Annotated in this window: 11 protein-coding genes, 1 rRNA gene, 1 other RNA gene and 2 pseudogenes; 8 read left to right on the top strand and 7 right to left on the bottom strand. The window is 62.2% G+C overall.

Going from position 1 to position 12,074, the window contains the following annotated elements; all coding sequences use genetic code 11:
• Nucleotides 1–95, top strand: a 5S ribosomal RNA gene (rrf, locus tag H7U37_RS02695); the annotation flags it as partial.
• Between the two features lie 113 nt (nt 96–208).
• Here rrf and H7U37_RS02690 read toward each other — a convergent pair.
• The gene (locus tag H7U37_RS02690) at nt 209–856 is read right to left on the bottom strand and encodes a DUF1643 domain-containing protein (RefSeq protein WP_204873398.1); all 648 of its coding nucleotides are present in this window, start codon (nt 854–856) and stop codon (nt 209–211) included.
• 69 nt (nt 857–925) lie between these two features.
• Here H7U37_RS02690 and sfsA point away from each other — a divergent pair, with 69 nt between their 5' ends.
• The 3 genes from sfsA (at nt 926) to H7U37_RS02675 (ending at nt 4,300) form a co-directional block, all read left to right on the top strand.
• Nucleotides 926–1,621 (top strand): DNA/RNA nuclease SfsA, encoded by a 696-nt coding sequence (gene sfsA, locus H7U37_RS02685; protein WP_204873396.1) that lies wholly within the window; start codon nt 926–928, stop codon nt 1,619–1,621.
• 177 nt (nt 1,622–1,798) lie between these two features.
• Complete coding sequence (locus tag H7U37_RS02680) at nt 1,799–3,517, top strand: ammonium transporter (RefSeq protein WP_204873394.1); 1,719 nt, start codon at nt 1,799–1,801, stop codon at nt 3,515–3,517.
• Nucleotides 3,518–3,586: 69 nt separating this feature from the next.
• Nucleotides 3,587–4,300, top strand: a complete 714-nt coding sequence (locus tag H7U37_RS02675) for a M15 family metallopeptidase (protein ID WP_204873392.1) — start codon at nt 3,587–3,589, stop codon at nt 4,298–4,300.
• A gap of 58 nt (nt 4,301–4,358) precedes the next feature.
• Here H7U37_RS02675 and H7U37_RS02670 read toward each other — a convergent pair whose 3' ends face one another.
• From H7U37_RS02670 to H7U37_RS02650, 6 genes and pseudogenes are all read right to left on the bottom strand, one after another.
• Nucleotides 4,359–5,180, bottom strand: a complete 822-nt coding sequence (locus H7U37_RS02670; RefSeq protein ID WP_204873390.1) for a hypothetical protein — start codon at nt 5,178–5,180, stop codon at nt 4,359–4,361.
• A 12-nt stretch (nt 5,181–5,192) separates the two neighbouring features.
• Nucleotides 5,193–6,563 carry a hypothetical protein gene (locus H7U37_RS02665; RefSeq protein ID WP_204873388.1) on the bottom strand — a complete coding sequence of 457 codons (1,371 nt, stop codon included), beginning with the start codon at nt 6,561–6,563 and terminating at the stop codon, nt 5,193–5,195.
• Nucleotides 6,550–6,897 (bottom strand): annotated as a pseudogene (locus tag H7U37_RS16420) (sensor histidine kinase); the annotation flags it as partial. The gene H7U37_RS02665 and the pseudogene H7U37_RS16420, both read right to left, overlap by 14 nt.
• 159 nt (nt 6,898–7,056) lie before the next feature.
• Nucleotides 7,057–7,920 (bottom strand): annotated as a pseudogene (locus tag H7U37_RS16415) (histidine kinase dimerization/phospho-acceptor domain-containing protein); the annotation flags it as partial.
• 438 nt (nt 7,921–8,358) lie between these two features.
• A complete protein-coding gene (locus H7U37_RS02655) occupies nt 8,359–9,069 on the bottom strand; it encodes a response regulator (protein ID WP_204873384.1) in 711 nt (236 codons plus the stop codon).
• A 37-nt stretch (nt 9,070–9,106) separates the two neighbouring features.
• The gene (locus H7U37_RS02650) at nt 9,107–9,643 is read right to left on the bottom strand and encodes an NUDIX domain-containing protein (RefSeq protein WP_204873383.1); all 537 of its coding nucleotides are present in this window, start codon (nt 9,641–9,643) and stop codon (nt 9,107–9,109) included.
• A gap of 183 nt (nt 9,644–9,826) precedes the next feature.
• Between H7U37_RS02650 and H7U37_RS02645 the strand changes: the two genes are divergently transcribed.
• From H7U37_RS02645 to ssrA, 4 genes are all read left to right on the top strand, one after another.
• Complete coding sequence (locus H7U37_RS02645; RefSeq protein WP_204873381.1) at nt 9,827–10,309, top strand: hypothetical protein; 483 nt, start codon at nt 9,827–9,829, stop codon at nt 10,307–10,309.
• 105 nt (nt 10,310–10,414) lie between these two features.
• Nucleotides 10,415–10,885 carry an SsrA-binding protein SmpB gene (gene smpB / locus H7U37_RS02640; RefSeq protein WP_204873380.1) on the top strand — a complete coding sequence of 157 codons (471 nt, stop codon included), beginning with the start codon at nt 10,415–10,417 and terminating at the stop codon, nt 10,883–10,885.
• 31 nt (nt 10,886–10,916) lie between these two features.
• Nucleotides 10,917–11,441 carry a peptidylprolyl isomerase gene (locus H7U37_RS02635; protein WP_204873379.1) on the top strand — a complete coding sequence of 175 codons (525 nt, stop codon included), beginning with the start codon at nt 10,917–10,919 and terminating at the stop codon, nt 11,439–11,441.
• Between the two features lie 221 nt (nt 11,442–11,662).
• Nucleotides 11,663–12,010, top strand: a transfer-messenger RNA (tmRNA) gene (gene ssrA / locus H7U37_RS02630).
• The last annotated feature ends 64 nt before the right edge of the window (nt 12,011–12,074 follow it).

The following is a 12,074-nucleotide window of genomic DNA, read 5'->3' as shown; positions in this document are numbered from 1 at the left end:
GGTCCACCCGTTCCCATCCCGAACACGGCAGTTAAGCTCACCTGCGCCGAAGATACTTGTCTGGAGACGGACCGGGAAAATAGGTAATGCCAACACAGAACAAACTCCGGACAGCTATTGCTGTCCGGAGTTTTCTGTTTCTCCGACGCGAAAAGGGTGCGGCCAGGAAGGCCGCCCCTACGATGTACCCAAACGCAAGGCAGGCGCTTTATGGAAGCTTTCTTTGCCTACTTTCTTTCTCGAAAGAAAGTAGGTAGCCGGAAAGGTCGAAGGGGTCCAGAGGGCTGTCCTTGCGGAGGTAGAGCGGGTGATGGGGATGTCCCTTTTTGGAACGGGCGCCGGCAGAATACCAGCGGGCGCCGTATGCCGCGCTAAGCTGGGCCATGTCCCGCAGACAATCGGCCAAATAGTCCCGCTTCTCGATAATGGCCCCCCAGGCGGCCCAGACAGAGGGGGCTTCCCCGCGGCTCTGCTCCAGCACATAGCGGAAGGCGGCCAGATTTTCGGCGTGCAGGACGGGGTTGCAGCTGGCCTCCATGTCGTCCGGACGGGTGGCCCGCTGGGCGTAGACGTTGAACATCAAAAAGCTGTCATAGCCGTTGCCCAGGGCGATGCGCTCCACGGACTTTAACGTGTTGTCCAGCGCGTCCGGCGCGGCGGTGGAGGGATTGATGCCCACACAGATCAGGGGCCGCTGTCCGCATGTGCCCAGCAGATACCGGTAGTCCGCATAGGCGTTGGGCACATACAGCCAGCGGGATACGTCATAAGACGGATTGGGCCGAAGCGCTTCCTCCAGCGCCTGGGCAAAGGGGGTCACCGTCAGCTGATCGGTGCCGCAGGTGGGGATATGCACAGAAAATTCCTCCTCGATAATGGCGCAATCAAGTTGATTCTCTAACAGGATACAGACAGGAAGGTCAAAATGCAATACCAAACTGTGAAAAAAGGAATTTTTCTGCACCGGCCCAACCGCTTTATCGCGCAGGTGGAGATGGAAGGCCGCACCGAGACGGTACACGTCAAAAATACCGGCCGCTGCCGGGAACTGCTGATCCCCGGGGTCACGGTCTATCTGGAGGAGAGCGCCAATCCCAACCGCAAGACCCGGTTTGATCTGGTGGCGGTGGAAAAAGGGGAACTGCTCATCAATATGGACGCGCAAGCGCCTAACCAGGTCTTTCGGGAGTGGGCCCAGTCGGGGGCCTTCCGGTCGGAGCTCACCCTTCTGCGCCCCGAGACCACCTGGGGCAAATCCCGCTTTGATTTTTATTGGGAAGGCGGCGGAAAAAAGGGCTTTGTGGAGGTCAAGGGCGTGACCTTGGAGACGGACGGCCTGGCCCTCTTCCCAGACGCGCCCACCGAGCGGGGGGTCAAGCACCTGGAGGAGCTGACGGTCTGCCGGCAGGCGGGCTATGAGGCGGCGGTGTGCTTTGTGCTCCAAATGGCCGGGATGACCGCCTTTGCTCCCAACGACCACACCCATCCGGCCTTTGGGGACGCCCTGCGCAGGGCCCGGGACGCCGGCGTGGAGGTGCTGGCCTATGGCTGCCGGGTGTGGCCCCACCGGCTGGAGCTGGACCGGCCTGTGCCGGTGCTGCTGGACCATGATGCAGGATAAATTTATCTTTCCTTCAAAAATAGGGGTTAAAATCAGTTATAATTTCTACAAAGCATTTAAAATGAAAATTAGCGCTTGACGCGCTGCAAAAAAGGGATTATACTGCCTCCATCAAGCAAAGGCGCTCGATCCACGAAAGGTGGGTCGGGCGCCTTTGACGTTTTAGGAGGGAGCGATATGTATTCTGCTGTCAACACGATCTGGGTGCTGCTGGGCGCGGCCATGGTGTTTTTGATGCAGGCGGGCTTTGCCATGTGTGAGGCAGGCTTTACCCGGGCCAAAAACACCGGCAACATCCTGATGAAAAACCTGATGGACTTCTGCATCGGCACCCCCATTTTCTGGCTGCTGGGCTTTGGGCTTATGTTCGCCGGGAGCGGGGCCCTGGTGGGTGGCCTGGACCCCTTTGTCCGGGGCGACTATTCCACCGTACTGCCGGAGGGCGTGCCTTTTATGGCGTTTTTCATTTTCCAGACGGTCTTCTGCGCCACGGCGGCCACCATCGTCTCGGGGGCCATGGCGGAGCGGACCAAATTCTCCGCCTACTGTCTCTATTCCCTGTTGATCTCCGCCTTGGTGTATCCCATTTCCGGACACTGGATCTGGGGCGGCGGCTGGCTGTCCCAGCTGGGCTTTCATGATTTCGCCGGTTCCACCGCGGTCCACATGGTGGGCGGTACGGCGGCGCTGGTGGGGGCCAAGATACTGGGGCCCCGGATCGGCAAGTATGATAAGGATGGCAAGCCCCGGGCCATTCTGGGCCACAACCTCTCCATCGCGGCTCTGGGCGTGTTTATTCTGTGGTTTTGCTGGTTTGGCTTCAACGGCTGCTCCACCGTCTCCATGACCGGCGACGACACCATCGCCTTGGCCAGCTCCATCTTCGTCACCACCAACATGTCCGCCGCGGTGGCCTGCGTGGTGACCATGCTCTTTACCTGGGTGCGCTATAAAAAGCCCGACGTGTCCATGACCTTCAACGCCGCCCTGGGCGGTCTGGTGGCTGTCACCGCCGGCTGCGACCGGGTGTCCATTCTGGGTTCGGCGGTCATCGGCGCCTGTGCCGGTCTGGTGCTTCCCCTGGCGGTGGAATTTTTCGACAAGGTGGCCAAGATCGACGACCCGGTGGGCGCAATCTCGGTCCACGGCGTCTGCGGCGCCATGGGTACCCTTCTCACCGGTCTGCTGGACGTGGACAACGGCCTCTTTTACGGCGGCGGCGTCCGGATGTTCGGCGTCCAGCTGCTGGGCGTGGCGGCGGTGCTGGCCTGGGTGCTGGTCACCATGACGGTGATCTTCCAGGTCATCAAGCACACCATCGGGCTGCGGGCTTCCGCCCAGGAGGAGATCGACGGCCTGGACCTCCACGAGCACGGCCTGCCCACCGCCTATGCCGACTTCACCCAGTCCACCAGCGTCACCGCCGTGGCGGCGGACAACGCCTATCCCCAGGACGGGGCCGGCGGGAGCGCCGGACGGGTCCCCATGGACCAGGCGGTGCCGGTGCAGGTCCTGTCGGAGAAGCAGCCCGCGTCCGACGTCAAGCTGACCAAGGTCAGCATCCTGTGCAGCCAGTCCCGGTTTGAGGCCCTCAAAAAGGCCATGAACGACATCGGCGTCACCGGTATGACGGTAACCCAGGTGCTGGGCTGCGGCATCCAGAAGGGCAAGACCGAGTATTACCGCGGCGTTGAAATGTCCCTCAACCTGCTGCCCAAGATCCGGGTGGAGATCGTGGTGGCCAAGGTGCCGGTGGCGTCGGTGATCGCGGCGGCCAAGCAGAGCCTCTATACCGGCAGCATCGGCGACGGCAAGATCTTTCTTTATGATGTGGAAAACGTCATCAAGATCCGCACCGGCGAGGAGGGATACGACGCCCTCCAGGGGATGGACTAAAGCGCTTGCCTCTCCCGTCCCGCCGTGCTATGATAAAACAGCAAAAGCGGCAGGACGGGAGGCGCGGATATGGAATTGTCACAGTGGGCCCATAACCCCATTCCACCGGCGGAGGAAGAGGATTACAGCGGCGTATTGCCGCCGGAGGAGTGCGGCGAGCCCCTGCTGGACGTGACGGAACGCCACCCGCGCATCCGGTTTGACGCCTCCTACCGCCGCCAGGGCTACCGGCAGGCGTGGGACCGGTGCTACCTGCGCCAGGGCCTTTGGAGCCGTCTGGTCCGGGCGGCGGAGGCGCTGCCCCAAGGGTACAGCCTTCTGATCTTTGACGGGCTGCGTCCCCTGGCCCTGCAAAAGGAAATTTATGACCGGTTCGCCCGGCAGCTGCTGGAGCGGCAGCCGGACCTCACGCCCCAGGCGCTGGCGGCGGCCATGGACGATTTTGTGGCCTTACCCGTCAAGCGGCCCCGGCGTCCCGCCCCCCATACCACCGGAGGAGCGGTGGATTTGACCCTCTGCCGGGACGGAGCGCCCCTGGACATGGGCACCGGCTTTGACGATTTTACCAGCCGGGCCCATACCGACTGGTTTGAGCGGCCGGGCGCGGATGAGGCTGTCCGGCAAAACCGCCGCATCCTTTACCATCTCATGGCCTGGGCGGGGCTGCGCAATTACAGCCCCGAGTGGTGGCACTACGCCTACGGCGAGCGGATGTGGGCCCGCATTACGGGACGGCCGCCGATGTACGGCTTTTGCCCCTGCTGTGACTTTCCGCACGGATAAACAGGTATAAAAAAGAACGCCCGGGACGGACCAGCTGGTCTGTCCCGGGCGCTGTCGTTCATACGCCGAGAGAGAGGGCCTCCACATTGCCGTTGGGATCCACCGTGTAGCGGCCGGTCTCGGTGGTGATACACCACACCGGCGTGAGCAGGGCGGTGCGTCCGCTGGAGGATTGATAGCCCGCCTCCATGGCGGTGATGGAGCTGAACACCAGACGCTCTTGGTTTTTCCAGTTCAAAAACCGGATGAGGGTGGTGGGTACGTCGGTCAGCTCCCACACCTCCAGGGTGGAGGCGGTGCCGCTGACCCGCTGACCGGAGAGGGAGAGCAGCTCCCCGTCCTCAAAGACCGCCGCGCACAGGGCGTCGAAGATGGGAACTCCTTCCCAAAGCTGGCAGTAGGTGACGCTGACCAGGCCGTTTTCCTCGCTTTGCTCCAGAATGCGCACCGTAAGACCCATCAGCGCCAGAGCCTCCTGACCGGCCTGGGCCTCCTGGCCGCTTTGGGCGGTGTATACGCCGGCGTTGGCCTGGAGGAGGAAGCGTCCGCTGGAATAGAGCTCGGCGGTGCCCCGGGCGCTGGTGTAGACCACCCGGGCGTCGCTGCTCTCATTTTGGGTGCAGGGTCCCAGCAGGGCCTGGGCGTTGAGGGTGAGGGTGGCGTCTCCCTCCACCTGAAGGACGGGAAGGGCGGTATTTTCCGGCAGAATCTCCTCCGACACCGACACGCCGTTTTCGCTCAGGGTCTGGAGGACCTGAAAGCGGGTGTTGCGCGCCACCTGGTCGCTCTGGTACTGCTGATCCCCCACGATGATGAGGAGAATGAGGTTGAGTCCCAGCAGGATGAGGAGGATGATGTTTTTGATTTTCGACCATTCCATGGGTATCCTCCCTCACCGGGCCACCCAGGCGGCCTGGACGGTATCGCCGCCGGTGTCCTCATAGCAGAGCATCAGTTCCAGCGTCTGCCCGCCGGACAAGGCCTCCAAAGCGGCGGCGGCCTGACGTTCCCGCAGAATGGGGGAGCGCTGGCCGGTATCCTCATAGCAGCGCAGGCGCAGGAAAAAGGAGGTGACGGCCCCGTCCTTCACCAGGAAAAAGGCGGCGTCCTCCCCGTCGGAAAAGGCCAGGGAGATGCCGTTGAGCCGGTAGTGGTAACGGACCACCCAGCTGCCGTCCTCCAGAGGGAGGGCCTCGGTGAGGGCCAGCTGAGCGGTGGGCGTACTGCCGCACCAGACGGTTAGAGCGTCGTTGGCCAGGCGGTGGGTGGTCTCCAGAAGGTCGGCCACGTCCATGGAGCCGTTGGCCAGGACGCCCACCGGATAGCGGCTGGAGGACTCCCCCTCATAGGTGACCACTCCGTCGGCGGAGATGCGCAGGGTGTCGTCTTCCCGGCAGACCCACATCCCGGGGACCATGTAATCCTGGGTGCGGAAGAGCAGGGCCTGCTGCAAGTCGTCCCGGCTGCTGTCGTTGGTCAGATCCAGATGGGTGACGGTCTGATAAAGGGCCGGCTGGGTGCTGGCGCCCAGCACCATGAGGTCGCCGCTGACGGCGCCGTAGCTCTCAGCGTCCAGCTCAAAGGCAAAGCGGGCGCCGTTGTCGGTATAGGGCTCCAGGGTGGAGGCAAAATAGCCGTCACAGGAGACGGTGGTGCTCCAGGCATAGTACAGGCCGTCTATTTCATTCTTATAACACAGGACGGCGGTCTCTCCGCCCAGGTCGGCCAGCACCAGCTGGGCGGCGCAGATATTGGAGAGCGCGGCGTTGGTCACCCCGTCGTTGAGCCACTGGCAAAGGGCGGTCAGGGGGACGGCGCCCTGGTAATCCAGATAAATGCCGGGGGCGCGGAGGGCCTGCTGCCAGTCCTCGTCGGAGAGAAGGGTGCAGGTGCGGGCGGAGGCCAGCCCTTCCCCCACCAGTCCGGCGGTGGTGGAGGTGAGGCGCTGGGTGAGGGAGTCGCTGTACTGCACGCCATAGCGGGAGACCTCGCCGTTCCGGTTGACCCCCAGACAGACGGCCGCCTGGGCGGGCTGTACCACATCGCTGATCCGCGTCAGGTCCAGACGGCCCGTCTGCTGGCTGTGCTCGCCGCCCAGCAGGGTCTCCACCCAGGGCACCAGACCGGTGTGCAGCTGGGTGCGGGCCGCCAGATAGACGGCGGAGCAGGCCAGCATCACGATGAGCAGGTCCTTGACCAGCTCCACGGCCCGCTGACGCCCGGTGAGGGAGGGCGGACCAAAGGAAGGGTTAATGTGTCTCATGGCTGGGGCCCTCCACCAAAAGCTCGATGCGGACGGTGAGACCGGGGCCCGGCCGGTCCACCAGGGAGATGAGGCCGTGATGCCGGTCCACGATCTCCTTGGCGATGGAGAGTCCCAGACCGGTGCCCCCCGACTCCCGGGAGCGGGCCTTGTCCACCCGGTAAAAGCGTTCAAAAATGCGGGGCCGGTCGGCGGCGGGGATGCCGATGCCGTTGTCCGCCACCTCCATCCACACCCGGTCGCCCATACGTCCGGCGCTGATGTGGATTTTGCCGCCGTCGGGGGTATATTTGATGGCGTTGGACACCACGTTCATCATCACCTGCACGATCCGCTCCCGGTCGCCCACGATCTGGGGGATGTCCGGCTCGGTCTGGAGGCGGACAGTGTGGTTATGGCGCTGGGCCTCCATCAGGTTGGCGTTGTACACGTCCCGCACCGCCTCGGAGAAGGAGAAGGGTGCCAGCTTCAGCTCGCTGTGTCCCGAGTCAAAGCGGGAGAGGGTGAGGAGGTCCTGTACGATATGGGTCATGCGGTCGCTCTCGTTGAGAATCACGCCCAGAAAGCGCTTTTCCATCTCCGGAGGCAGATCGCCGGCATTGTCCACCAGGGTCTCGGCGTAGGAGCGAATGTTGGTCAGGGGGGTGCGCAGCTCATGGGACACGTTGGCCACAAATTCCCGGCGCATTTCCTCGGTTTTGTGCTGCTCGGTCACGTCGTGGATGACCACCAGCACGCCCCCCTGACGCTCCCGGTCATAGGGGGCCAGCAGCAGCTCCAGGATGCGGTCGTCCCGGGCCAGCACGCCCTCCAGATAGCCCTCGTCGGCCACGTCCAGCACCTGGTCCAGCGGCACGATATCCCGGAAAAGGGCGTCGTAGTCCACCGTCCCTCCCACCGGGATGGAGCGGCCCAGCATCTCCTCGGCGGCGGGGTTGGCGTGGATGACGCCGCCGTCCCGGGAGAAGGCCACCACGCCGTCGGTCATGTGGAGGAAGAGGGTGCCCAGCTTGTTGCGCTCGTTTTCCACCTCCTCCAGGGTCTCCTGGAGCTGGCGGGCCATGGCGTTGAAGGTGCCGGTAAGCACGCCGATCTCGTCCCGGGAGGCCACGGTGATTTTGTGGGAAAAATCCCCCTCGGCCACCCGTTCGGCCCCTTCGGTGAGGCGTTCGATGGGGGTAATCATGGTCTTGGAGAGGAGGAAGGAGAGGAGCACCGAGATGACCAGCCCGAAAAAGAGGGCGCGGATGATGAGGGAGATCAGGGCGCTGTTCAGGTCGGAGACGGTCTGGCGGGTGTCGTAAATGTAGATGATATAGTCCTGTCCGCCCCGCTGGATGGGAAAGGCCACGTCCATATAGGAGGCGGATACGTTGCTGTGGTAGCCGTCCTCGCCGTTGAGGGCGGCGGAAAGATTTTCGGTAATGGTGAGAACCTGGCCACTCTGGGGGTCGGAGGAGGCCAGGATCTGGGCGGTGTGGCCGTCCAGCACATAGTAATTGCGGTTGCGGCCGTCCACGCCCAGGGTGCCGGTGTAGGAGTCCAGGATATCGGCCAGACGCTCGGCGCCGTTGGTCTCATTTTCGGTGGCGGAGCGCAGGTCGTTGACAAAGGCGGTATCCTGGCTGAAGGTCTCCCACATCTTGTCGTAAAAGTCATGGAGGTAAAAGCCGACCACCGAGTTGATGAGGAAGGCGCCCACCACTGTCATCAGCGAGACGATGAGCAGGGTCATGATGAGCACCAATTTCATATGCAGGCTGCGGAACATGGGCGCCTCTCCTCTCCCAATGGATTACTCTTCGCTGAACAGGTAGCCCAGCCCCCGGCGGGTGATGATGAACTGGGGCTGAGCCGGGTCGTCCTCCACCTTTTCACGGAGGCGGCGGACCGCCACATCCACCGCCCGCACGTCGCCCACATAGCCCTCGTAGTTCCATACATGCTCCATGAGCGCTTCCCGGGAGAACACCTTGCCCGGCTGGCTGGCCAGGTATTTCAGGAGCTCGTACTCCCGCTGGGTCAGATCCAGGGGGCGGTCGTCCTTGCAGGCGGTCATGGCGTCGGTGTCGATGACGATACGGCCCCGGCGGATGAGCTGCGGTCCGGCGGCGGGCGCGGCGGAGCGAACGGTAAGCATCTCGGTCCGGCGGATGTTGGCCTTGACCCGGGCCAGCAGCTCCCGCATGGAAAAGGGCTTGGTGATGTAATCGTCAGCTCCCAGCTCCAGGCCCAGGACCTTATCGGTCTCCTCCTCCCGGGCGGTGAGCATGATGACCGGGATGGAGCAGCCGCCCTCCCGCAGCGCCCGGCACACGTCAAAGCCGTTCATCCGGGGCAGCATGAGATCCAGCAGGATGAGGTCCGGATTTTTGGCCCGGGCCAGCTGAAGGCCGGTGCTGCCGTCGTAGGCCTCCAGGGTTTGGTAGCCCTCCCGCTCCAGGTTGAAGCGGAGGATATCCACAATGTTTTTTTCGTCTTCCACGATCAGGACACATTTGCCCATGTTATTAGCCTCCTGTCGTTTGATGGGGAATTTACGGTTACAGGCCCAGCAGCAGCTTGGTTTTCAGCACGGCGGCAATGGTCTTGCCGTCCTCGATTTCACCGCTCATGACCTGCTGGAACAGTTCGGAGAAGGAGAGACGATCATTTTCCAGAAATTCGTCCTCGTCGGGGTGGACGGCGCCCTGGCGCAGGCCGCGGGCCAGGTACATATGGAGCACCTCGGTGGAGTAGCCGGGGGAGGTGTAGAATTTGCCCAGATAGAGGAGCTGGTCGGCCTCCGCGCCCACCTCTTCGCTCAGCTCCCGCTGTGCGCAGACCAGGGGGTCCTCGCCCTTTTCCAGCTTGCCCGCGGGCAGCTCGGTGACGATCTTTTGGAACGGGTAGCGGAACTGACGGACCACGGGTACGGTATTGTCGTCAAAAAGGGCCAGAACGGTGACGCCGCCGGGATGCTCCACCACTTCCCGGCCCACCACCCGGCCGTTGGGCAGCTCGGCCCGATCCTGACGGACGGTAATGATCGATCCGGTAAATTCCACCTGGGAGGATACGGTTTTTTCCACGAGTTCCATAGTGATACCTTCCTTTTCTGGCCAAAGCGGCCGGCATTTTGAGACCCGGATACAGATAGTTTACCACAAAGCGCCGTCCGCCGCCACCCGTATCTTTCCCATAGCGCCAATCATTACAGCTATCTATGGCCGCGTCCTTCCGTTATAATGGAGAAAAGGGCACTTTGATAAGGAGGAACCGATATGACGATTCAGCCCATAGGACCATCCAGCGTGGTCTTGTACATCACCCCCGGAGAATGGAGGGCGCGGGAGCTGGAAGGGCCCGACCGGGAGGCGCGGCTCCTGCCGCTGGCCCGCTGGGCGCTGGCCCGGACGGGGATTGCATCGGAGGGTCCGCTGGAGCTGGAGCTCTTTGTCTCGGCGTGTGGGACGCTGCTTTTCGTCCGCCGGCTGGCGGGGGAGAGACGGTGGTTTTCCTTCACACGGCTGGAGGAGCTGCTGGCCGCCGCCCGGTCGGCGGCCGCGCCGCCGGAGGGCGCGGCCCTCTTTTGGCTGGAGGAGCGGTGGTGGCTGTCGCTGCCGGCGGAGGAGCAACGATGGGTCCACATCCTCTCCGAGTTCGGCCAGCCCCGGCGGACGGCACCGCCCCTGTCCGAGACTCACGGGGCGGTGATCTTCCCTCAGGGCGCGTTTTCCCGCCTTTTGGCCTATTTTCCCCGGTGAGCGCCGGCAATGGGGAGCCTTGAAGGCTGAAAAAGTCAGAAATTCCCTTGACAGACGGCGCGGAATGGGGTACACTGATTAGACCAGTGGAAGGGAGGTGTCGCCTTGGAACGGAAAGGGACCAAGCTCATTGCCAAAAACAGCAAGGCCTTTCATGATTACTTTATCGAGGACCGGTACGAGGCGGGCATCTCTCTGGCCGGTACCGAGGTAAAGTCCATCCGTCTGGGCCATGTGAATCTGAAAGACTCCTTCTGCCTCATTAAGGACGGGCAGATGCAGGTCATCGGGATGCATATCAGCCCCTACGAAAAGGGCAATATCTTTAATAAGGACCCCCTGCGGCCCCGTCAGTTGCTCATGCACAAGCGGGAGATTTTACGGCTCTTCGCCAAGGTCAAGCAGGACGGCTACTCCCTGATTCCCTTGTCCCTCTACTTTAAGGACGCCAGGGTCAAGATGGAGGTGGGCCTTGCCAAGGGCAAGAAGCTCTATGACAAGCGGGACGCGGCGGCGGCCCGGGACGCCAAACGGGAGATGGACCGGACCATGAAATCCCGCCGGTCCGGTATGTGAACGATATGAGACTGGAAAGGAAGGATCTCCAATGGCTCAGAATCCCATTGTTACCTTCGAGATGGAGAACGGCGGCAAGATGGTGGCCGAGCTCTATCCCGAGATCGCACCCAATACCGTCAACAACTTCATCAGCCTGGTCCAGTCCGGTTTTTACAACGGACTGATCTTCCATCGGGTGATCCCCGGCTTTATGATCCAGGGCGGCTGTCCCGACGGGACCGGTATGGGCGGCCCCGGCTATACCATCAAGGGCGAGTTTGCCAATAACGGCGTAAAGACCAACACCCTCAAGCACACCCGCGGCGTGCTGTCCATGGCCCGTGCCATGCACCCCAACTCGGCGGGCAGCCAGTTCTTCATCATGGTGGAGAAGGCCCCCCATCTGGACGGCCAGTATGCCGCCTTCGGCAAGGTCATCGAGGGCATGGAGGTGGCCGACGCCATCGTCAATACCCAGACCGACTGGAACGACAAGCCCAAGACCGACCAGCGGATGAAATCCGTGACGGTGGAGACCTTCGGGGTGGACTATCCCGCCCCCAAGAAGGTGTAAAAAGCGTTGTTTGCAGTCCTCCGGCGGAGCGGCTTCCCTCCGCCGGAGGGTGCGATAAAACCCCTGTAAAATTTGCAGCAGAGCGGACTTTGCGGCAGAATCCCCGTAAAAATCCCATCAGAGCCCAACGGAGTGGGTCTGATGGGAAGAGGAGGAGCAAGGGAGCGGCGTGAAGGATACCCATAAGGGTGTCCTGAACAGAGCGGACTTTGCGACGACGAGGGGGCGTACTGGTTTCGACGGGGACGTGGAGGCCGGAATAGCGGGCGGATGCGCCTAACATCCTTAAAATGGGCAACTTATAAATGAAAGAACAACGATAACGTCGTTCTCGCCGCTGCTTAATGAGCGGCCGTCCCGCCCGGAAGGACCACGGTCCGGGATGGGGCGTCGTTGAGTGGTGCACGTGCGTACGCAAAGCTTTGCGCGTACCATGAATCATGAAGCTACCAAGCCTTTGAGTGTGACGGCTCACGCCTGGGTGAGGGAATGTAAATAACCGTCTGCGCCCGGAGAAGTTCTTGTTAAAGCGTTTTCGGACGGGGGTTCGACTCCCCCCGCCTCCATTACCAAAATAACCACACCCTTCGGTGTGGTTATTTTTTATACAAATCATTGATAAAAACGCGAGGA

Origin of the sequence: Pseudoflavonifractor phocaeensis, from assembly GCF_016901735.1 — a bacterium.
Classification (GTDB): Bacteria; Bacillota; Clostridia; order Oscillospirales; family Oscillospiraceae; genus Pseudoflavonifractor_A.
The sequence above is the reverse complement of the archived record's forward strand: the minus strand, read 5'-3'. Positions and strand labels throughout refer to the sequence as shown.